Annotated in this window: 17 protein-coding genes; 1 reads left to right on the plus strand and 16 read right to left on the minus strand. The window is 67.1% G+C overall.

Going from position 1 to position 23,599, the window contains the following annotated elements:
- Positions 1-692: 692 nt before the first annotated feature.
- On the plus strand, positions 693-1,901 hold the full coding sequence (locus FFI97_RS09210) for a beta-propeller fold lactonase family protein (RefSeq protein WP_185993582.1): 1,209 nt from the start codon (positions 693-695) through the stop codon (positions 1,899-1,901).
- A 162-nt stretch (positions 1,902-2,063) separates the two neighbouring features.
- Here the strand turns inward: FFI97_RS09210 and FFI97_RS09215 are convergent, their stop codons facing one another.
- The 16 genes from FFI97_RS09215 to FFI97_RS09290 all read right to left on the minus strand — a co-directional run bounded on the left by FFI97_RS09215 (position 2,064) and on the right by FFI97_RS09290 (position 23,586).
- Entirely contained in the window at positions 2,064-3,497 is a 1,434-nt protein-coding gene (locus tag FFI97_RS09215; RefSeq protein WP_221937667.1) for a phosphotransferase family protein, read from the minus strand.
- Positions 3,463-4,518 (minus strand): hypothetical protein, encoded by a 1,056-nt coding sequence (locus tag FFI97_RS09220; RefSeq protein ID WP_139701737.1) that lies wholly within the window; start codon positions 4,516-4,518, stop codon positions 3,463-3,465. The genes FFI97_RS09215 and FFI97_RS09220 overlap by 35 nt, the downstream gene beginning before the upstream one ends.
- A gap of 56 nt (positions 4,519-4,574) precedes the next feature.
- Complete coding sequence (locus tag FFI97_RS09225) at positions 4,575-6,701, minus strand: 3-hydroxyacyl-CoA dehydrogenase NAD-binding domain-containing protein (RefSeq protein ID WP_139701738.1); 2,127 nt, start codon at positions 6,699-6,701, stop codon at positions 4,575-4,577.
- Positions 6,702-6,717: 16 nt separating this feature from the next.
- Positions 6,718-7,926, minus strand: a complete 1,209-nt coding sequence (locus FFI97_RS09230; RefSeq protein WP_139701739.1) for an acetyl-CoA C-acetyltransferase — start codon at positions 7,924-7,926, stop codon at positions 6,718-6,720.
- A gap of 51 nt (positions 7,927-7,977) precedes the next feature.
- Entirely contained in the window at positions 7,978-8,772 is a 795-nt protein-coding gene (locus FFI97_RS09235; RefSeq protein WP_139701740.1) for an enoyl-CoA hydratase/isomerase family protein, read from the minus strand.
- Between the two features lie 62 nt (positions 8,773-8,834).
- The gene (locus FFI97_RS09240; protein ID WP_139701741.1) at positions 8,835-9,968 is read right to left on the minus strand and encodes an acyl-CoA dehydrogenase family protein; all 1,134 of its coding nucleotides are present in this window, start codon (positions 9,966-9,968) and stop codon (positions 8,835-8,837) included.
- A 14-nt stretch (positions 9,969-9,982) separates the two neighbouring features.
- Positions 9,983-11,542 carry a class I adenylate-forming enzyme family protein gene (locus FFI97_RS09245; RefSeq protein ID WP_139701742.1) on the minus strand — a complete coding sequence of 520 codons (1,560 nt, stop codon included), beginning with the start codon at positions 11,540-11,542 and terminating at the stop codon, positions 9,983-9,985.
- 140 nt (positions 11,543-11,682) lie between these two features.
- Positions 11,683-14,484 carry a LuxR C-terminal-related transcriptional regulator gene (locus FFI97_RS09250; protein ID WP_139701743.1) on the minus strand — a complete coding sequence of 934 codons (2,802 nt, stop codon included), beginning with the start codon at positions 14,482-14,484 and terminating at the stop codon, positions 11,683-11,685.
- Between the two features lie 79 nt (positions 14,485-14,563).
- Positions 14,564-15,748 (minus strand): lipid-transfer protein, encoded by a 1,185-nt coding sequence (locus FFI97_RS09255; RefSeq protein WP_139701744.1) that lies wholly within the window; start codon positions 15,746-15,748, stop codon positions 14,564-14,566.
- A gap of 10 nt (positions 15,749-15,758) precedes the next feature.
- The gene (locus FFI97_RS09260) at positions 15,759-16,937 is read right to left on the minus strand and encodes an ABC transporter substrate-binding protein (protein WP_139701745.1); all 1,179 of its coding nucleotides are present in this window, start codon (positions 16,935-16,937) and stop codon (positions 15,759-15,761) included.
- Between the two features lie 30 nt (positions 16,938-16,967).
- The gene (locus tag FFI97_RS09265) at positions 16,968-18,146 is read right to left on the minus strand and encodes an ABC transporter substrate-binding protein (protein ID WP_139701746.1); all 1,179 of its coding nucleotides are present in this window, start codon (positions 18,144-18,146) and stop codon (positions 16,968-16,970) included.
- Positions 18,147-18,173: 27 nt separating this feature from the next.
- Positions 18,174-20,030 (minus strand): AMP-dependent synthetase/ligase, encoded by a 1,857-nt coding sequence (locus FFI97_RS09270; protein WP_139701747.1) that lies wholly within the window; start codon positions 20,028-20,030, stop codon positions 18,174-18,176.
- Positions 20,031-20,044: 14 nt separating this feature from the next.
- Positions 20,045-20,818 carry an ABC transporter ATP-binding protein gene (locus FFI97_RS09275; protein ID WP_139701748.1) on the minus strand — a complete coding sequence of 258 codons (774 nt, stop codon included), beginning with the start codon at positions 20,816-20,818 and terminating at the stop codon, positions 20,045-20,047.
- Entirely contained in the window at positions 20,815-21,612 is a 798-nt protein-coding gene (locus FFI97_RS09280) for an ABC transporter ATP-binding protein (RefSeq protein ID WP_139701749.1), read from the minus strand. The genes FFI97_RS09275 and FFI97_RS09280 overlap by 4 nt, the downstream gene beginning before the upstream one ends.
- Entirely contained in the window at positions 21,609-22,685 is a 1,077-nt protein-coding gene (locus FFI97_RS09285) for a branched-chain amino acid ABC transporter permease (RefSeq protein WP_139701750.1), read from the minus strand. The genes FFI97_RS09280 and FFI97_RS09285 overlap by 4 nt, the downstream gene beginning before the upstream one ends.
- A gap of 25 nt (positions 22,686-22,710) precedes the next feature.
- Positions 22,711-23,586 (minus strand): branched-chain amino acid ABC transporter permease, encoded by an 876-nt coding sequence (locus FFI97_RS09290; RefSeq protein ID WP_139701751.1) that lies wholly within the window; start codon positions 23,584-23,586, stop codon positions 22,711-22,713.
- Between the last annotated feature and the right edge of the window lie 13 nt (positions 23,587-23,599).

Here is a 23,599-nt window from a genome sequence, read left to right on the forward strand (position 1 = left end):
CTTCCCGGCAACCAGACCGGAAGTTGTTCCATGAGTCAGTGGAAATCTTTGTGGATAACTCATGGACAACTTCGGCGGCGCCAACACTCATGCGGGTCGTCGCTGGAATGCCTACATTCGAGGCAGTCGCCTCTTGACTTTCGGGCCCGATGAATCGGCCACAGGCGCGGTGACCTGGAAATCCGCTACCAGCGCCTGCCTTCTCGTCAGAGGCTCGAACTTCTGACGCGAGGTTAAGAGGTATCTCGACGCGCAAGTACTGCAACACCTCGTCGGCAGCTAGCGCTTCAGGCTGCCGCCGATCGCCTTGGCGTGGCGCCGCCGTCCCCGACCTGAGGGGCAACCTGTGAGGGTACGTCTACCAGTTCTCGGGTATGGCCGTTTGCGCTGTTGCTCACTAACATCGCCGGCCGTAACAAATGGCAGGGCCTTGCGAGAACATGAGATGGCACGGATCGGAGCCTCGGCTCCACTCAAGCGAAATTCTTCTCCGCGTCGCAGGCGCGCTGGTGGCGCTAGTCGTTTCAGGGTGCGGCGGGGGTGGAGGTGGCGGCTTTTTCCCGATCTCCCTGATCTCGGTGCCGCCCTCCGCCCCCGCGCCCTCTCCTGCCCCAGCGCCTCCAGCCTCAACTCCCCCCGCACCGACCTATGCGATCGGCGGCAAGGTCACGGGGCTGCTCGGCGCGGGGCTTGTGCTGCAGAACAACGCAGGTGACAACCTGCCCATCGCCACCGATGGCCACTTCAGTTTTGTGACCCCGCTTGCCGATGGTGCGAGCTACGCTGTGTCGATCAAATCCCAGTCGAAGATCCTGACGCGCGTGTGTACCGTAAGCAACGGCAGCGGAACGATCGCGGCGGCCACGGTGAGCGACATCCAGGTCGTCTGCGCCGAGCCTCCTTCACGCTTTGCCTACGTGTCGAACGGCAACAGCGACAGCGTGTCGGCCTACGCCGTCGATGCGACGACCGGCACCCTGCGCCCGGCAGCAACGCTGTCGGTGCCAAGTCCGTACGCGTTGACCATCGAGCCCTCGGGCCGATTCGTCTACGTGTCGAGCGCTTTGGGCAACGGCGTGTCGGCGTACGCGATCGATCGCACGACGGGCGACCTGCACCCCATCGCCGCCCCAACTGTGGCGGCGGGGGGAATCTCAGCGGGGATGGCGGTGGATCCCACTGGTCGCTTCGCCTACTTCGTGAATTTGGTGGGCAACAGCGTACGGGCTTTCAACATCGACCCCGAGACGGGTGCGCTGAGCGCGATGGCGGTGCCGTCCGTGGCGACCGGCAGAGCGCCTTACGGTATTGCCATCGACCCCACGGGCCGCTTCGCCTATGTGGCGAACATCAGCGACGCCACCGTGTCGGCATTCAACATCGATGCCACGTCCGGTGCGCTGAGTCCCATGGCGATCCCCACCGTGGCGGCCGGGGCCGGAGCCCGCGATATTGCTGTGGATCCCTCCGGCCGCTTCGCCTACGTGTTGAATCAGGGCGACTGGAACATCTTGGCTTACTCCATCGATCCCGTGTCGGGCGCACTGGCGCCGCTCGCAACAACACCGCCTGCGACAGGTCGCGCTCCATTCAGCATCACCGTGGACCCGAAGGGACGCTTTGCCTACGTAGCGAACCTGGACAGCCATGACGTGTCGGCCTATACCCTGGACGCCTTGACCGGCGCGCTGGCACCCGCAGTGACGCCAACCATTCCCACAGGAAATCGTCCCGCCTCGATTGCTATAGAACCGAACGGGAAGTTCGCGTATGTGGCGGACAACACTGACAACAACGTGTCGGTCTACTTCATCGATGTGGTGTCGGGCGTGCTGAATCCACAAGCGGCACTGACAGTCATGGCAGGACGTTCGCCGAACAAGATTTTCTTGTCGAGGTGAAGAAGTGTCATTGAATCGGTCTACATGGGCCGCCCGAGAGGAGCAGTTTGGCCCAGGCTGCTTCGAGCGCGCCGCAATGAGCCAATTCGCTGATGCTCATTCATCTTCGCGCGCGACTTCCAGAGCATTCGGACAGTGCTCAAGATTGGTCGCATTCAGACCTCAATTTATGTGGCGCCACCGATAGCGCGGCTGATCGATAGCCAGTTGACCCAGGGCGGTAGTCCAAAAATGGGCGTTCAACGCTGCAGCATCGCAGGCCGAACTTCGGTTTCGGATGGCCGTGCAAAGCGCGGCGCGAAGCCGCTCCAGATCAGCTTGCACGCCGAGCATTCGACAGATTCGATCGGCCTCTTCGCTCGCCAGGCGTGCGCCCATCTCACGCTCGCGTGCCAGCGTGGACTGCAGGCTGATGCCGATACGAGCGTCGCGATTCGTTCTGCCTTCGTCGGTTGCGGTGGAGGCAAGTGGCAACTCAGCAATGGCGATGGTGAGCTCGTCGGCGGAGGCTGGCAACGGCTCTGGGTCGTCCCGTTCGAAGACGCCAATTTCATCGTCTGCTCGCTCCCACAAGAGCGTCGACCGAATCTCGCCCATCGCAACCAGCAGATCGACCTCGACTTCCGAGGCACGCCGCGCGATGGCGAGCCGCTCGATCCTAAGGTCGCTCCCATTGCGCCAGGCCAGCCCCATCGCGTCACAGGTGATGCCCCACTTCAAGGTGCCCAGAACCTGCCAATAGTGAACGCGCGCCGCATCCACGCGTCGGCCCGATTCGGCCTCGTACCCTGCGAAAAGCTGCGCCCGTGTGCCCAAGCCTCCGGCCTCCAGCTCCACGTTGCCGAAGCGCCAGGAATTGACACAAAACCACCCCAAATCTTCCATAGGGTCGCCGAGGTGCGCGAGCTCCCAGTCAAGCACCGCTCGCACGCCCTCCGCGCCTACGATGAGGTTGCCGTTGCGGAAATCTCCGTGAACGAGCACCGCTGGATCGCTGTACGCGGGCTCATGTTCCGCGAGCCAGCGAAGCGCCAGCTCGAACACCGGCCGCGGCGTACCGTTAGCGCGGTGTGCCGCTTCCCAATGTCGACGCTCATGCGCGGCACCGCCGCAGCGAAGAGCAGGTAACTTCGCCTGCGGCATCGCATGGATGCGAGCCATCAGTGCGCCGCACTCGGCGGCCAGGGTGCGCCGTGCCTGCGCAAGCTCCGGATCGCGAAGAATGGCGCGAGCCGACGACTCGCCCTCCACCCGTCGCATCAGGTAGCCATCGCCCAGCCCATCGGATGGCAACAGCTCGCCGATCACCTCGGGCACTGCCACACCGGCCTCCAGGGCAGATCGCAACAACGCGGCCTCGGCGGCCATGCCTGCGCTACCTTGCTGGCCGTTTTCGCTCCATTGGCGGGTGCGCCGCAAGATCAAGCCCTGTGCGCCACTCGGCGACAAGGCATCGAAAGACCAGATCTCCTGGCTCGCACCGCCGGAAACCGCTCTCAGCGCCGCAATGGCCGACACGTCGGGGCGGTGGCGACGCAGCGCCATCAACAACCGATCTGCGTCAGCGGCCTGCACGGATGCCTTCGAACGCGTCACCGTCAGCGGAATCCTGATGGTCGAGATACTCCGCCATGCCGAAGCCGACACGCTCGCCCAAACGATAGCGTGTCATGCACTCCATGATGCGCGCCTTGTCAGTACGCCCGTTGGGCAGCTTACGCCAATGACGGCACGGCACGCTGGCGAGCACTTCACCCTCGATGTCGTACTGCTGGCCCACTTCGTTCTCGAAGCTCAGCGAGAACCCCGTGGGATAGCTTCGCGCGTCATAGCGCGTCTGCAGCCGGACGCTGTGCACATGGCGCAGGCGGCCGCTGCCGTCGTGCACATAGCCCGTTTCCAGCAGTTCGCCATCGCCCTTCTGAACCACGATCACGCACATCGCCAAGCCATCGTCGAACGTGCAGGGAAACCAGCGATACCACGGAATCGCTTGCCACAGCCGTGGACCCCAGGAATGATCGCGCAGGCCATGGCCTGCAATCTCCCAGGAGGTCTCTCCGACGCGCAGCGTGCCCTGCCCTCTCACTGACTGGTCGTAGTGCGCCCGTGCAAAGTAGCGCCCCTCCCCTTCGTCGAAGGGCTCGCCCTCGTCGCCCAGCAATTCGCCGCCGTGAGCGGGTGCCACGGCTTCGAAGACCAACGCGATCTCGGCATCTACCTGTGATCGCGGTGTGAAGGCGGCTCGCGGGTTCTCCATCGCCGCACCATCCGCCATCACGTGGACTGGCCCAGCGTAGTGCAAGCGCGAATGCTGCATAGGCTGATCGAAGTCGAAGCGCAGCCCGGCGGCTTCGACGCCGTCCTGGCTGACCGTCCCGGGCTTCGCGAACATGAAGCCCACGCGTCCGTCCGGCAGGTACAGGCACACGGTCATCTCGGACAAACCCTGGTTCGCGCGCTGTCCGATCCGGAACCAGCCGCCGATGCGCTGACGTCCATCGATCAGATGGACGTAGCGGCTCTCGTTGAAGAAGGGATGCGCTTCGACTGGATGGTTGAAGTCGTCCTCCGGTCGCAACGGGCGAACCGGGCGGTATCGGCCGGAGTAGTCCATGTCAGCCCTTGCCGGCCAGCGCGATGAAGCTCACGCCATGAAGAAGCGCGGCCACTTCAAGCCTCCAGATAGCGGCCACCCGCAGCCGCCAACTCGCGCAGTGCCGATGGCACCTCGAAGCGTTCACCGTGATGACGCGCCAGGTGGTCGCACTCCTCAACAAAGCGCGCCGCACCCACGGTATCGATGTGGCTGACCGCGCCGCCCAGGGCCGCCGGAAATCCCCAGCCCAGCAACGAACCGACATCGGCATCGCGCGCGCTGACCACGCCCTCCGCCAGGCAGCGCGCCGCCTCAAGCGACTGTGCATGCATCAGGCGCCGGCGCACCTGCTCCACGTCCGGCTGTTCGGCGGCGAGCGGATAAAGCTCCGCCAGACCCAGCCACAGGGTCTTCTTTCCGTCGGCCGGATGGTCGTAAAAGCCCTTGCCCACCTTGCGGCCGAGTCGCCCGAGCTTCTCCACCATGGTCACGAGCACAGCGTCTTGCGGCTGCTCGCGGTAGGCGGTGCCCTGGTCCAGGCGGCTCTGCTTGAGTGCCTTGTAGAGCAGCTCGGCCGAGAACTCGTCGATGAGCGCCAGCGGCGGCATCGGCATGCCCGCCATGCGGCCGGCGTTTTCGATCAGGTTCGGGTTCACGCCTTCGGCCAGCATCGTCATGGCCTCGTAGGGGAACATGCCGAATGCGCGGTTGGCATAGAACGCCGGGCAGTCGTTGACCACGATCGGCGTCTTGCGGATGCGCTTCACGAAGTCGAGTGCCTGGGCAATGGTGGCCTCGGCGGTCACTTTGCCGCGGATCACCTCGACCAGCGGCATCTTCTCGACCGGCGAGAAGAAATGCAGGCCGACAAATTGCGCAGGCCGTGACGACACCTCGGCCAGCCCGGTGATCGGCAGCGTCGAGGTGTTCGACGCGAAGATCGCGTCGGGCGCCATCGCGGCCTCGGCCCGACGGGTGGCCTCGGCCTTGACGGCGCGATCTTCGAACACCGCCTCGATCACGATCTGGCAGTCCGCCAGTGCCGCATAGTCGGCGGTCGGTTCGATCAGCGCGAGCGTGCGGTCGCGCTTGTCGGCGGCCATGCGGCCCTTGGCGACCTGGGCGTCAAGGATCTTCGCGCCGTAGGCCTTGCCCTTCTCGGCCGCTTCGAGACTGGTGTCCAGCAGCACCACTTGCAGGCCGGCCAGTGCGCTCACGTGCGCCAGGCCCGCGCCCATCATGCCGGCGCCCAGCACACCGATGCGCCCGTAGTCGCGCTTGGGCACGTTCTTGGGCCGGTGCGCAAGCCGGTTGGCCTCGCCCATCGAATAGAAGAGCGTGCGGATCATGTTCTTGGTCGCCGACGAGGTCGCCAGGTGCGCGAACTGCCGCTGCTCAATCTTCAGACCGGCGTCGATGCCGACCTGGCAGCCGTCGTACACGCACGCCAGGATGGCCTCGGGTGCGGGGTACAGGCCCTGCGTCTTGCCCAGCAGGTTGCCGGCAATGCCAAAGTAAAGCTGCGTCGGACCCGGCGTCTGCGGTGTACCGCCCGGGAACTTGAAGCCCTTGGCATCCCAGGGCTTGACGGTGGCTTGCGGGCCTTCGGCCAACAGCCAGGCCTTGGCACGCGCCAGCAGCTGATCGGCAGGCATCACTTCGTCGACGATGCCGGCTTCGAGTGCCTGCGCCGGTGCGACCTTGCGGCCTTCGAGCAGGTAGGGCAACGCGGCCTTGATGCCGATCATGCGCGGCAGGCGCTGCGTGCCGCCAGCGGCGGGCAGCAGGCCCAGTGAGACTTCGGGCACGCCGAGCTGGATCTTCGCGTCGTCCGCAACGATCCGACGATGGCAGGCCAGGCAGATCTCCAGTCCGCCGCCCAGCGCCGTGCCGTTGATCGCGGCGACAAATGGCTTGCCCGAGGTCTCGAGCGTGCGCAGCGTGCGGCTGAAGGGGCCGGAGCTGGCCATCGATTCCTCGGCCGTGCGAATGCGGCGGATCAGGTCGAGGTCGCCGCCAGCCACGAATTCGGGCCGCGACGAGGTGACGATGACGCCCTTCACGGCGCTGTCGCCGATGGCGCGCTGGACCGCGGCGTCGAAGGCGGCGATGGACGTCAGGTTCAGCACGTTCATCGGCCGGTCGGCCACGTTCCAGGTCAGGGTGGCGATGCCGTCGGCATCGAGCGTGTAGTCGATCATTTTTCTTGCTCCTGCGTCAGACGCGTTCAATCACCATCACCGAACCCATGCCGCCGCCCACGCACAGCGTGACCAGGCCGGTCGACAAGTCGCGGCGTTCGAGTTCGTCAAGCAGCGTGCCCAGCAGCATGCCGCCGGTCGCCCCCAGCGGATGGCCCATCGCAATGGCGCCGCCGTTGACGTTGACCTTGTCGTGCGGAACGCGCAGCGCCTGCATGAAGCGCAGCACCACCGCGGCGAAGGCCTCGTTGCACTCGAACAGATCGATGTCTCCGGCGCTCATGCGGGCCCGCTTGAGCGCTGCTTCGGCGGCCGGCGCGGGGCCGGTCAGCATGATGGTCGGCTCGCTGCCGATGGTGCCGAAGGACACCACGCGCGCGCGCGGCTTCAGCCCGAGCCGATCGGCCATCTCGCGCGAGCCGATGAGCACCGCCGAAGCGCCGTCGACGATGCCCGACGAATTGCCGGCGTGGTGCACATGCGTGATCGCACCGAGCTCCGGGTAGCGCTGAAGCGCCATCGCGTCGAAGCCCATCTTCTCGCCTTGCACGGAAAAGGAAGCCTCGAGCTTGGCCAGCGTGTCCATCGTGGTGTCGGCGCGGACGTGCTCGTCCTGCGCCAGGATCTCCACGCCGTTCATGTCGCGCACGGGCACCACCGATTTCGCGAAGCGGCCCTCGGCCCAGGCGGCGGCTGCGCGGCGCTGGCTTTCCACCGCGTAGCTGTCGACGTCCTGGCGGCTGAAGCCGTAAAGCGAGGCGATCAGGTCGGCCGACACGCCCTGCGGCACGATGCGGTTCGGAATGGTGATCTGCGGGTCGGTGATCCAGGGCCCGCCGCCGACGAACATGGGCACGCGCGACATGCTCTCCACGCCCCCGCCGATGACCAGTTCGGCCTGGCCCGACTTGACCAGCGCCGAGGCGAAGTTGCAGGCCTCCAGCCCCGAGCCGCAGAAGCGGTTGAGCTGCACGCCGGGCACCGCATGGTCGTAGCCGGCCGCGAACACCGCGGCCTTGCCGATGTTCGACGCCTGCTCCAGCGCCGGCTCGGCGCAGCCGAGGATCACGTCGTTGACCAGCGCCGTGTCCAGCCGGTTGCGGTCGCGGATCTGCTGGAGCACCTGGGCGGCGAGGCGCGCCGGTGCGACTTCGTTCAGCGCGCCGCTGGCGCGCCCGCGGCCGCGCGGCGTGCGCACGGCGTCGAGAATGTAGGCTTCTGTCATCTGTCGTCCTTGGGGTTCTTGTCTTTGGTTATGGGGGCCTCGGCGCGCAGATCAGCGGCCTGTGAAAGCGGGGCGGCGGCGCTGCTGGAAGGCCGCAATGCCTTCCTTCAGGTCGTCGGTGGCGAAGACTTTCTGCAGCTGGCGTGCCTCGTGCGCGAGCATCGAATCGAAGTCGCCGCCTTCCAGCAGCACCTCTTTCGACAGGCGGAAGGCCGCGGTCGGCCCGCTCGCGATGTTCTGCGCCAGCTTCTGCGCCTCGTCCGCCACGGCCCCCGTGGGCACCGCGCGGTTGACCAGGCGCAGCGCGGCGGCCTCGGTGCCGTTCACGAGGCGGCCGGTGTAGATCAGCTCGGAGGCCAGTGCAAAGCCCGTGCGGCTCAGCAGGATGTTGTGGGCGCCGGTGTCGGGCACCATGCCGATGTGCCGAAACGGGCTGCCGAAGAGCGCGTCTTCTTCGGCCAGGACCATGTCGCAGCACAGCGCCAGCCCGAAGCCGAAGCCCAGCGCCGGCCCCGCTACAGCCGCGATGGTCGGCACCGGCAAGGCCCGCAGCCGCTGGCACAGCGGGCCGACCACCTGGCCGATCATGGCCATCGGGTCGTCGGCAGCGGGGTCGATGGAGCCAATGTCCCAGCCCGCCGAAAACACCGCACCAGCGCCGCGCAGCACGACGCAGCGCGCGCCGCCTTCGAGCGCTGCGTCCAGCTGGGCGCCGAGCGCTTGCACGTTCTCGACGCGAAAGCTGTTCTTGGGTTGGGGAAGGTCGATCGCGATCGTAGCGACCGCGTCCTGGAGTTGCAGTGTGATGCCGGCCACTGCGATGCCGTTGTGCGGTTGATGTCCCATGCCTGGAACTGTCGCCGCAGCGAACCCGCCCGGTATCGTCGCATCCGACGAATTCGGCCCGCTCAGAGGTTGCGCGAGATGAGCTCCTTCATGATCTCGTTGGTGCCGCCGTAGATCCGCTGGGCGCGCGCGTCGACGTACGCCCGAGCGATCGGCACTTCGGCCATGAAGCCGTAGCCGCCATGCAGCTGGACGCAGGCATCGACCACCTTGCACTGCAGGTCGCTGCACCAGTACTTGGCCATCGAGGCGGCCTCGGCGTCGAGCTCGCGCTGCAGCAGCTGCTGCAGGCAGCGGTCGACAAAGGTCCGGCCGATGCGGATCTCGGTCTTCAGCTCGGCCAGCACGAAGCGCGTGTTCTGGAAATCCGCAACGGCCTGCCCGAAGGCGCGGCGCCCACGCACGTACTCGACCGTCATGCGGTAGGCATCTTCCGCGGCGGCGATGGCCGACACCGCGATCTGCAGCCGCTCCCAAGGCAATTCCTGCATCAGGTACGCAAAGCCGCGCCCCTCCTCGCCCAACAGGTGGTCAACGGGCACCATGACGTCTTCGAAGAACAGCTCGCCGGTGTCCTGCGCCTTGAGGCCTATCTTTTTGAGCGGCGAGCCCTTCTTCACACCCGGCAGCGTGGTGTCGACCACCAGCAGGCTGACTCCCTTCGCTCCGGCCGCCGGGTCGGTCTTGGCAACCACCACCACGAGGTCGCAGGTGGTGGCATTCGAGATGAAGGTCTTGGCGCCATTGAGCCGGTAGTGGTCCCCTTCGCGCAGCGCGGTGGCACGCACCGCCTTCACGTCGGAGCCGCCGTCGGGCTCAGTCATCGCGAGCGCCGCAACGGCTTCGCCGCTGACCATGCGCGGCAGCCACTTCGCCTTCAGCGTCTCGCTGGCGAAGTGCAGGAAGTAGTTGGTGACGATCTCGGAGTGCATCGTCAGCGACAACCCGAAGTTGCTGTACGGCGCCGCTTCCTCCAGCACCACGGCCGAATACAGCAAGTCGGCGCCGGGGCCGCCATAGGCCTCGGGCACGGTCGGGCACAGCAGGCCGAGTTCGCCGGCGATGCTGAACACCGCGCGGTCAAAGCAGCCGCGCTCGGCCCAGCCCTCGAGCTTCGGACCGACATGCTGCTGCAGGAAGCGACGCACGCTGTCGCGGAAGAGTTCGTGCTCGGGACGGAAGAGGTTTCGGTTCATGGGGTGGTGTTCCTTCAGGCGACGCGGCGCTCGCGGCCTTGCCAGTACGCTTCGCGCAGCTGGTGCTTGAGCAGCTTGCCGGCGCCGGACACCGGCAACTCGCTGCGAAATTCGACGCCGCGCGGGCACTTGTAGCCGGCGATCCGCTCCTTGCAGTGCGCGATGACGCGGGTCTCATCGATCTGCGCGCCGGGCTGCAGCACCAGCACCGCGTGTACGCGCTCGCCCCAGTCGGCATCGGGCACGCCGAGCACCGCGCACTGGGCCACGCCGGGCAGCGCGAGGATCGCGTTCTCGACTTCGGTCGAGTAGACGTTCTCCCCGCCGCTGACGATCATGTCCTTCAGCCGGTCGACGATGTGCAGCAGGCCCTCTGGGTCGAGCCGGCCGCCGTCGCCGGTGCGCATCCAGCCTTGGTGCAGCACCTGCGCGGTCTGCTCGGGCAGGTTCCAATAGCCCAGCATGATGCCCGGGCCGCGCAGCCAGACCTCCCCCACTGCATCGGCGGGCAGATCATTTCCCTCCGGGTCCACGACCCGCACTTCCATGCAGGGCGTCGGCAGGCCCGCGGCCAGGTGGCGGCCTCGCGCACGGCTCTCGGCGCTGTGGCACCAGGCCGGCAACGCCACCGCGATGCCCGCGGTCTCGGTCATGCCATAGAACTGGGTGAGCCCGACATCGGGCAGGCATGCGATGGTCTGCTCCAGCAGCGTGCCGTCGATCGGCGAAGCGCCGTAGTACAGGCGCTTCAGGCTCGACAGGTCGCGGCTGCGAATGTCAGGGTGGTCCACCACACGCTTGATCATGGTGGGCACCAGCGCCGCCTCGGTCACGCGTTCGCGCGCGATCAGCGCCAGGAATACGGCCGGGTCGAAGACCGGCAGCATCAGCTGCGTGCACTGGCCCACCATGGCCTGCAGCACGACGGCCAGGCCGCCGACGTGGAACATCGGCAGCGCGTGCAGGCAGATCGCCCCGGGCGCTCGCTCGCCGATGGCGATGGACGCGAGTGTGTTGCCCAGGAGTCCACCGTGCGACAGCAGCACGCCTTTCGAGCGACCCGTGGTGCCGCCGGTGTAGAGCAGCACCGCCGGCGCATCGCCCCCGACGTAGGCGTCGTCCAGGGGAGCGCCATGCCCGAGCAGTTCCTCGTAGCGCCACGCGCCTTCGGGCACCTTGCCAGACTCGCCGATGACGACGACGGTTGGCATCGACTGCGACTTCTGGCGCAGGGCCTGCAACAGCGGCACGAAGACGTCGTCCAGCAGCAGCACGCTGGCACCGCTGTCGGCCAACGCAAAGGCAAGTTCGTCCACGCTCCAGCGGCAATTGAGCGGCGTCAGCACGGCGCCGAGCCACCATGTGGCGTAGACCACGGCCAGAAAGCGGTCGGAGTTGGGCGCCAGCACGAGCACGCGGTCGCCGCGGCGCACGCCCGCGGCGTGCAGGCCGCCCGCCAGTTGCGCGACCTGCGCATGCAGCTCCGCGTAGGTGGTGCGCCGGTCGCCGCAGATGGCGGCCAGCCGGTCGGGATTTTCACGGCGTGCCTTGTGTAACGCCAGGGTGAGGGGCATGGAAGTCTCCGGATTCTTGTGGGGTCGCGCCGCAGAGGTCCTCGCGACACGGCGCCGAGTGTGCAATCGGCATGGCGCCTCGATATCGTCGCATCCGACGAGATTGCGCCGGCACTTTTCCCCACGCAAAGCCGGGACGCTCAGGCGATGAGTCCGGCGCGCCGCGCGAACGCGATCGCCTCCATCCGGTTGCGCGCATCGAGCTTGACGTTGATGTTGCGCAGGTGCGTACGCACCGTGGTCTCGGCGACGAAGAGACGCTCCGCGATCTGGTCGTTCGACAGGCCCTCGGCCGCCAGCCGCATGACCTGAATCTCCTTGCGGGTAAGTAGCTCGCTGGGCGCCGATGCGCCCATGCGCTGGCCCGCTTCGGCCGCGATCGCTTCGCTGCCCGCGATAGCAGTGGCAGGCTCGCGCAGCATCCGGTCGATGAAAGCCAACGGGGCATCGTCGGAAGCAGCAGCATCCTCGTCCAGCAGCGCGTTGGGCACGGTGCGCAGGTCGCGCAGCATCGTCAGCACCAGCGGGCCTTCGTCAAGGAAGGCGCGCACGTACCCTTCGGCGGCCGCGAGACGAACGGCCTTGGCCAGCACGCGCATCGCCTTGTTGCGCTGCTCGTCCCGGTAGAGGGCCTGGGCCAGCAGGAGCCGCAATGTGAGCGCCCGGCGCTCGCGCTGAGCGCGTTCGGCGGCGTCGAGTTCCTGACGCAGCGGAGCAACCATCTCTGCAGCGTGGCCGCTGGCGATCGACCAGCGCGCCTGCGCCACGTCGTAGGTCTCGACCACGTTGGCACGCAACGAGAGGCGCGAGACACGCGCCCACAGCAGCTTGTCGTTGCAGCGATCGAGCTCGGCCCTGGCACGCGCTAGCCGGCCTTCCACCACGGCCATGCGCACGCGTTCGAGCCGCGCGCTCGCCACCACGCGCGACAGCCCGTCGCGGTGTCCGATGTGCTCGAGTTCGGTGAGCAACTGCTGCGCGCGGTCGGCATCGCCCTGGTCGAGCGCGATGCGGGCCATGATCACGTGCGCGCAGATCAGCTGATCCGGAATGCCTACTCGGCAGATCAGCGGGATGTAGACCGCCAGCAGGCGCTCGGCTTGCTCGCACTGGTCGGCTTCGTACAAGGCCTCGGCCAGCAGCACGCCGGCCATGGCGTTGCCGTTGGTGGCGCGCGAAGGGTCGACCGTGCCCGCGCTCACCGCCAGCCGCAGGCGTGCGATGGCCTTGCGCAGACGGCCCTGCGTCAGGTCGACCGCCCCTTCTGCCGCCTCGGACAGGGCGAAGTTAAAACTGCTGCTGTGCTCGGGCTGGCGACTGCGCGCCGCATCGACCAGGCGAAGGGCCTCGTGGTAACGCCCGGCGATCATGGCCAGGTTGGCCAGCACAACTTCCAGGAAGCCGCGCGCGAAGGTGGCCTCGACGGGCAGCGCCACCAGCAGTTCGGTGGTCAGCGGCATTGCCTCGTCGATGCGGTCGGTCAGCACCATCAGCAAGGGTTTCATCGCGAGCCGGTGGGCGCGCACCTCGACATCGTCGTCGGTGCGCTGCTCCAGCCGCTCGAGCAACGGGGCCGCGGCCCGCGGTCCGCGCGCCAAGCAGACAGCCCAGGCGTGCAGCACCTGGAGCATCGGACGGTCGGCCAGCTGCCCGGCTTCAAGCAGCGGATCGAGCCAGCGCGACAGCAGCCTGACACGCCCCTGGTCGAGCAGCGACTGGGCCTCGGCCTCGAGCATTGGAAATGCAAGCGCCAGGTCCCCGGCCGCGAGCGCATGCTCGATCGCCGGCACGGGGCGCCCGACACCCAGGAACCATTGCGCGGCGGCACTGTGCAGCGCCGGAATCTCCTGCGCGTGCTGTCGGGCCAGCTGGGCCCGCAGGAATTCCGCGAACATGCCGTGGTAGCGGTACTCGCTGTGGTCGGCTTGCAGCGGGATGAGGAACAGGTGGGCCTGCTCGAGTGCGCGCAGCATGGCCGCACTGTCGTCACGCTGGCACACGGCATCGCACAACGACGGGTTGAGCTGTGCCAGGATGCTGGTGCGCAGCAGGAAGCCGCGCACATCGTCGGACTGCCGCGAGAGCACGTCTTCCACCAAGTAGTCGACCACCGCCGCATTCGACCCCGAGAAGCCGGCGATGAAACGGCCGGGCTCGTCGCGATGCTCCAGCGTCACGGACGCCAGCCACAGCGCCGCAGCCCAGCCCTCGGTGCTGCGGTGCAGGCGACGGATGTCCTCCGGCTGCAAGGTGAGGCCGCGCTGCTGGCGCAGGAACCCATCGACCTCGGCCTCGGAAAAGCGCAGTTGTGTCGGCTCGACTTCGAGCAGCCGACCCCGTGCGCGAAGCCGGCCCAGCCCCAGCTCGGGCACCCCGCGCGAGCCGATGATCAGCTGCGCGCCGCGCGGCAGCTGATCAATCAACTCCTGGACCAGGCCGAGCACGACAGGGCTCTGCAGCACCTCGAAGTCGTCAAGGAACAGCGCCAGCGGTGCCGGATGCGCCGCCACTGTGTCGATCAAGGCGAAAGCAAGTTCGTCCGGCCCCTGCCCTTCGAGCGGCTGCAGCTTGCGCAGCGCAGGAATCAGCGGCTCCAGCGAAGCCGTCAACGCCGCCAGGAAGCGCCCGACATCGTTGTCGGCGCGATCGAGCGTGAGCCAGGCCTGCTGCAGTCCGGTTTCCTCGAAGCGCCGACGCACTTGCAGCATCACCGTGGTCTTGCCGAAGCCCGCAGGCGCGCGCAACAACACCAGCCGCGCAGCCCCGGCATTGAATATGCGCTCGCAGATCTCGGTGCGCTGCAGCTCGAACGCAGTGGCAAGCGGTGGGCGAAGCTTGCCGGCCAGCGGGAACGCCCGCGGCGCGGGCTGCGGCACGGCAACCGGAAGCGTGGCACTCTGGCGGGTGGGATCGTCTGTGTGACCGGGTGTGCCGGTCGGCATGGCAGGCTCCTCGAGATTCGTCACGTCCGCGCCGCCGCGGCGACGGACCGGGGCCAGGGTTCCATCGCCGTGCACGGCCTCAGTCCCGTTGGTAGAGCGTCACCACGCAGGCGCCGCCGAGCCCCAGATTGTGCTGCAGAGCGACACGCGCGCCCTCGACCTGCCGGGCACCAGCCTGCCCGCGAAGCTGCCACACCAGCTCGGCACATTGGGCCAGCCCGGTCGCACCCAGCGGGTGCCCGTTGGACAGCAGCCCGCCCGAAGGATTGGTCACGACGCGACCACCGTAGGTGTTGTCGCCGTCGAGCACGAAACGCTCAGCGCCGCCCTCGGGCGCGAAGCCAAGCGCCTCGTAGCTCAGCAGCTCGTTAGTGGTGAAGCAGTCGTGCAGCTCGGCCACCGGGACGTCCTCGGGGCCGATGCCGACTGCCTCGTACACCTGCTGTGCCGCCCGGCGCGTCATATCGTAGCCGACCAGCTTGCGCATGTCCTTCTCGTCGAAGCTGCTGTTGCCGTCGGTGCTCATGGCCTGTGCCGCGATCCGGACGCGGGCGTCCAGGCCATGGCGACGTGCAAAGTCTTCGGAGCACAGCACGGCGGCGGCACCGCCGCAGGTCGGCGGACAGCACTGCAACCGGGTCAACGGGTCGAACACGGCCGGCGAGGCCAGCACTTCATCGAGTGTCAGGGGCTGGCGGAAGATCGCGTTGGGGTTGTTCTGCGCATGGCGCCGCGCCTTGACCGCGATGCGGGCGAAGGTGTCGGCGCGCGTGCCGTAGAGCTGCATGTGCATGCGCCCTGCGCCCCCGAATAGCTGCGCCGCAATGGGCGCTCCGACGTCCGTTCCCTGAATCTGCTGCATGGTGTCGAGCAGGCGTTGCGAGGGGTCGGGACGGTCCTGGAAATGCACGCCCAGCGCGCCGCGCGCCATCTGCTCGAACCCCAGGGCCAGCACGCACTCGGCCGCGCCGCTGGCCACCGTCTGGCGCGCCAGGAAGAGCGCGGTGGAGCCGGTGGCGCAGTTGTTGTTGACGTTGATCACCGGCACGCTGGTGAGCCCGACGTGGTAGACCGCCGCCTGCCCGCTGCAGGAGTCGCCGTAGACGTAGCCGGCGTAGACTTGGTTCACCGACTGGTAGTCGACCCGCGCATCGTCCAGCGCAGCCTTGGCGGCGCGCGCGCCGAGCATCGGGTAGCTCTCGCTGGCCCCGGGCTTGGCGAAGGGCAGCATGCCCACGCCGGCAACAATCACCTTGCGGTTCATCGGCATCCCTTCATTGCATCTGGTCGTAGTCCAGCACGACCTTCCAGCGGCCGCCCTGCAGTTGTGAAAGACGCGACCGGTCCGAGCCCAGGTGCCGCGTCGGCGAGAAATGCATGGGCGGATTGCCGAACATGTCGCCCGGCACATCGCCGATGCTGTCCATCGCCTTGCCGAAACGCTCGGCGTCGAGATCGCCGCCGGCCTTGCGCAGGCCCTTGGCCAGCAGTTCGATCATCGTGAAGCCATAGACCGAGAAGACCGTCGGCGCTTCCTTGAACTGCGCCTGGTAGCGTGCCGCCCAGGCGGCGATGGCCGGTGATGCATCGTCGAGGTAGGGCTGCTGCGCGGTGGTCACCGCGTAGAGGCCGTCCATGTCCTTGCCGCCCAGTTTCGGGATCAGGTCCGAGTAGGCGGTCGAGGCTGCCACGAAGGTCGGCGCGTACTGCAGCTTGCGCGCCTCGGCGATCGCACCCACCGTCTCGCGGATCACGGTGCCGAGCACCACGAAGTCGCAGTCGGCCGACTTCAGCCGCGCGACCTGCGACGAGAAGTCGGTGGCGCCGCGCTTGTAGCTGGTGCGCTCGGCGAGCACCGCACCGATCGACTGCAAGCCGGCCTCGGCGCCCTGCACCACCTCGCGCCCGTAGTCGTCGTCCTGGTACAGGGTGCAGGCCTTGCGCGCCTTGCTGCGCTGATAGATCCCCGGCACCACGCCGCGGATCTGGTCCACCGACGACGGCAGCATCGCGTACTTGAGCTTGCTCAGCGGCTCGTACATGTCACGCGACAGCGCCATCGGGAACAGGCTGAAGACGCCCTTGGGCGCCTGCACCTGCATCGCCGCCAGCGCGTGCGGCGTGCCGAAGGTGCCGACGAGCGCAAACACCTTGTCCTGGTTCACCAGCTTCTGGGCCGCGAGCACGGTGCGCTTGGGGTCGTAGCCGTTGTCCTCGACCAGCAGGCGCAGCTTGCGCCCGTGCGCCCCGCCCTGCGCGTTGAACTCGGCCACGCCCATGAGCAGGCCGTTGCGCACGTCCTTGCCGTAGCCCGCGACCGGGCCCGAAAGGTCCAGAACGCTGCCCAGGGCGATCTCGTCCTTGCCGATGCCCTGGGTCTGGGCCGACGCAGCGGCGCCCGCAAGACCCAGCACAGCCGCGGCGCCGAAGCGCGCGATCCGGTCGATATGCATGGAATGCTCCAGTTCGTCAGGTGAGAGAGATCACTTCGCCTGGTCGTAGTCGAGCACGACGTTCCAGCGGCCGTCCTGGATCTGCGACAGGCGCGCCTTGTTGGAGCCCAGGTGCTGGTCCGGCCCGAAGCTCATCTCGGGCATGCCGAACATGTCGGCCGGCATCTTGAACGACTCGAGGCTCTTGACCAGCGTGTCGAGGTCGAGCTGGGGACCGGCCTTGTCCATCACCCGCACCAGCCGGTCCAGGATCACGTAGCCGTAGATCGAGTAGGCTGAGGGCGCTTCGTTGAAGCGGGTGCGATAGCTGGCCATCCAGGGCTTGAGCGCCTCGGGCGCCGTGTCCTCGTAAGGGTGCTGCACCGTCATCGTCGAGTAGAAGCCGTCCATCGCCTTGCCGCCCAGCTTGTGGATCAGATCGGTGTAGGTGCCGAAGGCGCCCAGGAAGGTCGGGTTGAAGTCGAGCTTGCGCGCCTCGTTGATCGTGCCCACGGTCTCACGGATGAGCGTGCCGGTGACCACGAAGTCGCATCCCGCGGCTTTCAGGCGCGCCACCTGCGAAGAGAAATCGGTGGCGCCCCGCTTGAAGCTGGTCTTCTCGACCAGCGCCGCATTGACCGTCTTGAGCCCCGCCTCGGCGCCGCGCAGGATCTCCAAGCCGTACTCGTCGTCCTGGTAAATGATGCAGGGCTTCTGCGCCTTCTTCTCCTTGAACAGGCGTGCCGACGCCGGCGCGATCTGGTCGTAGTACGAAGACAGGAAGGCGAACTTGAGCTTGCTGATGGGCTCGTACATGTCGCGCGACAGCGCCGCCGGGAAGAAGTTCATCACGTTCTTGGCGTTCTGCACCGGCAGCGCGGCGTTGTTCACGCCGGTGCCCAGCGAGCCGGCCATCACGAAGATCTTTTCCTGGTTGACCAGCTTCTGCGCCGCGAGCACGGCTTTCTTGGGGTCGTAGCCGCTGTCTTCGACCAGCAGCCTGATCTTGCGGCCGTGCACGCCGCCCTTGTCATTGGCCTCGGCGACGCGCTGCAGCATGCCGTTGCGCAAGTCCTTGCCATAACCGGCGAGCGGTCCTGACAGATCCTGCAGCGTGCCGAGCACGATCTCGTCCTTGCTCACGCCCTGGGTCTGGGCGGCCGCGGCTGCGGCGAAAGCGACGGCGGACACGGCCAGCAGGCAGCGCGCGTGGCGGATGATCTTCTTCATGGTGCTTGTCTCCTTCGGGGGTTGTAGTCAGCGGTACATCGCTTCGATCTGCTCGGCGTACTTCTTCTGCACGAAGCTGCGCTTGAGCTTCATCGTCGGCGTGAGCTCCTCGTCCTCGGCGCTCAGCTGGGTCTCGAGCAGGAAGAACCTTTTGATCTGCTCCACGCGCGCGAACTTCTTGTTGACCGTCTCGATCTCCGCCTGGATGAGGGCCAGGATCTCGGGCGCGCGCGCCAGGCTCGCGTAGTTGGAGAAAGGCACGTCGTGGTCCTGCGCAAACTTCTCAACGTTCTCCAACTCGATCATCACGATCGCGCTGAGGTAGGCGCGGCGGTCGCCGATCACCACCGCATCGGTCACGTAGGGCGAGAACTTGAGCTCGTTCTCCCATTCGCTGGGCGTGATGTTCTTGCCGCCGGCCGTGATGATGATGTCCTTCATGCGGTCGGTGATGCGGAAGAAGCCGTCGCTGTCGGCCGCGCCCACATCGCCGGTGTGCAGCCAGCCTTCGGCATCGATGGTCTCGGCGGTCTTCTCGGGCTGGTTGAGATAACCCATGAAGACGTTGGGCCCGCGCACCAGCAGCTCGCCCGTGGCCGGGTCGAGGCACACCTCGTTGTAGGCGCTGGCGGTGCCGATGGTGCCCAGGCGGATCCGTCCCGGCGGCATCGAAGTCGAGATGCCGCCGGACTCGGTCTGCCCCCAGGCCTCGAGCATCGGCAGGCCCAGTGCCAAGTACCAGCGGATCAGGTCGGGCGAGATCGGCGCCGCGCCGGTGACCAGGAAGCGGCAGCGCTGGATGCCGATGAAGCGCCGCACGTTGTTCAGCGCGGCCAAGCCGGCCAGGTGGTATTTGAGCTTGAGCCAGCCGCCCACCGGCTGACCGGCGAGCACGCGCTCAGCGACTGCGTGCCCCACCGACAACGCCCAGGCATACAGCGCCTGCTGCAGCGGGCCGGCTTCCTTCACGGCGATGGTCACGGCCGAATAGAACTTCTCCCACAGCCGCGGAACCCCGCCGAAGACCGTGGGCGCGATCTCGCGCACGTTCTCCGGCACGGTGTCGGGGTTCTCGACGAAGTTCATCCGCGTGCCGGTGTAGATCGAGGCGTACAGGCCCACCACGCGCTCGGCCACGTGGCACAGCGGCAGGAAGCACATGCGCTCGTCGCGCTCGTCCTGCGGCAGGAAGACGTTCAGCCCCTGCACCACGACCAGCAGGCCCCGGTGCGAATGCATCGCGCCCTTGGGCTTTCCGGTGGTGCCCGAGGTGTAGATGAGGATGGCCAGTTCGTCAGGGCCGCGCAGCTCGCGCAGGCGATCGAACTCGCCGGGATGGGCCTGGTCGTAGGCGGCGCCTTCGCGGCGCAGCGCCTCGAGGGTCGTCACCATCGGGTCGCTGTACCGGGACAGGCCGGCCGGGTCGATCAGCACGATCTTGCGCAGGCGCGGCAAACGCGCGCGCGCTTCCAGCGCCTTGTCGAGCTGTTCCTCGTCCTCCACCACCAGCACCACGGTGTCCGAGTCCTCGCAGAGGAACTGCACCTGGCCCGCCGAGTCGGTCGGATAGATGCCGTTCGAAATGCCCGCAGCGCTCAGCACCGCCATGTCGAACCAGACCCATTCGACGCGCGTGTTCGACAGAATCGACGCGCAGTCACCCGGCTGCAGGCCGGCGGCCGCGAGGCCCATGGCAAGCTCGCGCACGATCACGCCGACATCGCGCGCGCTCCAGGCCTGCCACAGTCCGAAGGCCTTCTGGCGCATCATCACGGCGTCGCCGCGCGCGGCGACCGCGTTCCAGAACATGCGCGGCACGGTGTCGCCCGGCGTCACGATGTCGTGGTGCGGCGCCAGGTGATCGAGGTTCCAGAGTCTGGGCATGTGCATCGGTTTTTTCATCGCCATGTCTTCTTCTTTTTCCAGCGGCGCTCGCCGCGTGCGCCCTCTTCCTTCATGCCCAGGTAGAACTCCTTGATGTCGTCCTTCTCGCGCAGGCGATCACAGGTGTCTTCCATGACGATGCGGCCGTTCTCCAGCACGTAGCCGTAGTCCGAAGCGTTGAGGGCCATGTTGGCGTTCTGCTCGACCAGCAGGATGGTGGTGCCGCGCTCGCGGTTGATGCGCACCACGATCTCGAAGATTTCCTTGGTGAGCTTGGGGCTGAGGCCCAGGCTGGGCTCGTCGAGCAGGATCATCTCGGGGCCGGCCATGATGGCGCGCGAGATCGCGAGCATCTGCTGCTGGCCGCCCGACAACAGGCCGGCATCTTGCGCAGCCCGCTCCTTCAGGATCGGGAAGTAGCCGAACACGGTCTCGATGTCGCGCGCCACGCCGTCACGGTCGCGGCGGGTGTAGGCGCCCATCAGCAGGTTGTCCTTCACCGACAGCAACGGAAAGACTTCGCGGCCCTCTGGCACGTGGCTCAGGCCTTGCTGCACGATGTGAGCGGGGTCTTTCGCCGTGATGTTCCCGCCCTTGAACTCGATGCTGCCCTTGCGCGGATCGATGATCCCCGAGATGGTCTTGAGGATCGTCGTCTTTCCGGCGCCGTTGGAGCCCAGCACGGTGGCGATCTCCCCGGCACGCACCTTGAGGCTCACGCCTCGGATGGCCTTGATGGGGCCGTAGGCGCTCTCGACGTTGAGCAGTTGGAGGATGACGTCGCTCATGCCTTCCTCCGCAAGCTGCTCACATCGTCAACAGTCCCGAGATAGGCCTCGACAACGCCGGGGTCCGCCTGCACCTCGGACGGCGTACCGACGGCGAGCACAGCCCCCTGGTTCATCGCCAGCACGCGGTCCGACACCTTCGACACCAGCCCCATGTCGTGCTCCACCATCAGGATGGTCACGCCGAGGTCGCGCCGGATGTCCTCGATCCAGAATGCCATGTCGCCCGTTTCCTCCACGTTCAGGCCGGACGAGGGCTCGTCCAGCAACAGCAGCTTGGGTTCTGTGCACAGCGCGCGCGCCAACTCCACGACCTTGCGCACGCCGTACGGCAGGCCCGCCACCAGCGCATCGCGGTAGTGCTGCAGCTCGAGCAGGTCGATCACCTCCTCGACCTTGCGGCGCGTGCGGCGCTCGGCCTCGCGCACCGCGGGCGTGAACAGCATCTCGGCCCACACGCCGGTGCTGCGACGGATGTGGCGCCCGATCAGCAGGTTCTGCAGCACCGTCGCATGCTCGAAGAGCTCGATGTTCTGGAAGGTGCGCGCAATGCCGAGCGCGGCCACACCGTGCGGCGGCACCGCGTCGAGCCGCTGGCCGTCGAAGCTGAGCGTGCCGCCGGTCGGGGTGTAGATGCGGCTGATCAGGTTGAACACCGTGGTCTTGCCCGCACCGTTGGGTCCGATGAGCGTGAAAACCTCGCCCGCATGGACGTCGAAGCTGACCTTGTTGACCGCCAGCACACCGCCGAAACGCACGCTGAGATCGCGCACCGAAAGCAAGGGGGCGCTCATTTCAACCGCTCCGATTTCTGGAAGGACTTCTGCCGCTTGAACATGCCGCGCCGATAGAAGGGGTACAGCTCCAACCAGGTCCTCACCTTGAGCCATCGCCCGTACAGGCCCATCGGCTCGAGCATCACGAAGGCGATCAGCACTGCGCCGTAGACCACGCTCTGCAGGCCGGTGGCCTGCCCGATCGCCGCCGGCAGGTAATCCTTGCCCAGCGAGATCAGCTGCGGCATGCCGATCAGGAAGATCGCGCCGAAGAAGGCGCCGTGAATCGACCCCAGCCCGCCGATAACCACCATCAGCACCAGGTCGATCGACTGCACCAGACTGAACTGCTCGGGCGAGATGAACTGCATCTTGTGGCCGTAGAGCGCACCGCCCAGGCCGGCGAGCGCGGCCGAGATCGCAAAGGAGAGCGATTTGTAGCGCGCCAGCTGGATGCCCATGCTCTGCGCGGACACTTCCGAGTCGCGGATCGCCACGAAGGCCCGTCCGGTCGGCGCGCGCAAGAGGTTGAGCACCACCAGCGTGCTACCGACCACGCACACCAGGCACAGGAAGTAGAAGCTCTCGGTGCTGTCGAGTGCATAGCCAAACACCTGCGGCGCCGGCACCGACTTGCCCGCGTTCCCGCCAGTCACGCTCTCCCAGCGCGCCAGCGCTTCCTCGACGATGAAACCGAAGGACAGGGTCGCGATGGCCAGGTACATGCCTTTGACGCGCAGCGCCGGCAAGCCGACCACCACGCCGGCCGCCGCGGCCAGCGCCATCGCGCAGGCCAGGCTCGCCGCCAGCGGCCAGCCCCGCGCCGCCAGATAAGCCTCAGCGTAGGCGCCGATGCCCATGAATGCGGCATGGCCGATCGAGAACTGCCCTGTGAAGCCGGCCAAGAGCATCAGGCCGACGGCGACGATGGCATAGATGAACACGAAGCTGAGCTGCGCCAGCCAGTACTCCGGCAATAGCCAGGGTGCGGCGACGAGCGCCAGCACGAGCAGTGAGTACCAGAAGCGGTCGCCGCCGTGGCGGGCGAGCGCGATGTCCTGGTCGTAACGGGTCTTGAATACGAAGCGCATGGGTGGCCTTGGTTTTCTTGCGGTCCTAGACCTTCTTGCGCGCGCGATCGCCGAACAGCCCGGTCGGCTTGATCGCCAGCATCAGCAGCACCACGACGTAGGGCATCACGTCCTTGAAGCCCTCGGGCAAGAAAAAGCCCGAGAGCGACTCCACCACGCCGATGATCAAACCGCCCACGATGGCGCCCGGCAGGCTGCCGAAGCCGCCGACGATGGCCGCCGGAAAGGCCTTGAGCCCGATGAAGCCCATGTTGGCGTGCACGAAGGTGATCGGTGCCAGCAGCAGTCCGGCCACCGTGGCGGCGGCCGCGGCCAGCGCCCACACCAGGCCGTTGAGGCGCTGCACCGGAATGCCCATGTAGTAGGCCGCCAGCTGGTTCTGCGACGAGGCCTGCATTGCGATGCCGACGCGCGTGTAGCGGAACAGCAGCCAGAGGCCGCCGCACAGCGCGGCGGTGGCACCGATGATCACCATCTGCTCGCCGCCGACCACCACAGCCCCCAGGTCGAGCGTGCTGCCCTTGTAGGGCACGGCCAGCGCATGCGTGTCGGTGCCGATGCCCGGCACCATGGTGACGCCGCCGCGGGCGATGTAGCCCAGGCCGAAGGTGAGCATCACGATGGAGAACTGCGGCTGGCCGAGCACGGGGCGGATCACCGCGCGCTCGATCAGCATGCCGGCCAGCGCCATCACTGCGACGGCCGCGAGCGCAGCCAGCCAAAAGGGCCAGCCCAGCACGCTCATGCCGGCCAGGCCGGCGAAGGCCCCGAGCATCATCAGGTCGCCCTGGGCAAAGTTGACGGTCTCGGTCGCCTTGTAGATGAGCACGAAGCCTAGAGCAATGAGGCCGTAGACACAGCCCTGCGCAATGCCCGCGACGATGATCTGCAATACCAGCAAGCTGTGTCTCCAT

It is taken from the genome of Variovorax sp. KBS0712, from assembly GCF_006323185.2.
Classification (GTDB): Bacteria; Pseudomonadota; Gammaproteobacteria; order Burkholderiales; family Burkholderiaceae_C; genus Variovorax; species Variovorax boronicumulans.

What these genes read in the sequence shown, in the direction of transcription:
- FFI97_RS09225 (WP_139701738.1), bottom strand. Translation starts at nt 6,701, where the DNA reads ATGATCGACTACACGCTCGATGCCGACGGCATCGCCACCCTGACCTGG.
- FFI97_RS09245 (WP_139701742.1), bottom strand. Translation starts at nt 11,542, where the DNA reads ATGCCCCTCACCCTGGCGTTACACAAGGCACGCCGTGAAAATCCCGAC.
- FFI97_RS09235 (WP_139701740.1), bottom strand. Translation starts at nt 8,772, where the DNA reads ATGGGACATCAACCGCACAACGGCATCGCAGTGGCCGGCATCACACTG.
- FFI97_RS09220 (WP_139701737.1), bottom strand. Translation starts at nt 4,518, where the DNA reads ATGGACTACTCCGGCCGATACCGCCCGGTTCGCCCGTTGCGACCGGAG.
- FFI97_RS09275 (WP_139701748.1), bottom strand. Translation starts at nt 20,818, where the DNA reads ATGAGCGACGTCATCCTCCAACTGCTCAACGTCGAGAGCGCCTACGGC.
- FFI97_RS09280 (WP_139701749.1), bottom strand. Translation starts at nt 21,612, where the DNA reads ATGAGCGCCCCCTTGCTTTCGGTGCGCGATCTCAGCGTGCGTTTCGGC.
- FFI97_RS09250 (WP_139701743.1), bottom strand. Translation starts at nt 14,484, where the DNA reads ATGCCGACCGGCACACCCGGTCACACAGACGATCCCACCCGCCAGAGT.
- FFI97_RS09270 (WP_139701747.1), bottom strand. Translation starts at nt 20,030, where the DNA reads ATGCCCAGACTCTGGAACCTCGATCACCTGGCGCCGCACCACGACATC.
- FFI97_RS09260 (WP_139701745.1), bottom strand. Translation starts at nt 16,937, where the DNA reads ATGCATATCGACCGGATCGCGCGCTTCGGCGCCGCGGCTGTGCTGGGT.
- FFI97_RS09265 (WP_139701746.1), bottom strand. Translation starts at nt 18,146, where the DNA reads ATGAAGAAGATCATCCGCCACGCGCGCTGCCTGCTGGCCGTGTCCGCC.
- FFI97_RS09240 (WP_139701741.1), bottom strand. Translation starts at nt 9,968, where the DNA reads ATGAACCGAAACCTCTTCCGTCCCGAGCACGAACTCTTCCGCGACAGC.
- FFI97_RS09285 (WP_139701750.1), bottom strand. Translation starts at nt 22,685, where the DNA reads ATGCGCTTCGTATTCAAGACCCGTTACGACCAGGACATCGCGCTCGCC.
- FFI97_RS09255 (WP_139701744.1), bottom strand. Translation starts at nt 15,748, where the DNA reads ATGAACCGCAAGGTGATTGTTGCCGGCGTGGGCATGCTGCCCTTCGCC.
- FFI97_RS09230 (WP_139701739.1), bottom strand. Translation starts at nt 7,926, where the DNA reads ATGACAGAAGCCTACATTCTCGACGCCGTGCGCACGCCGCGCGGCCGC.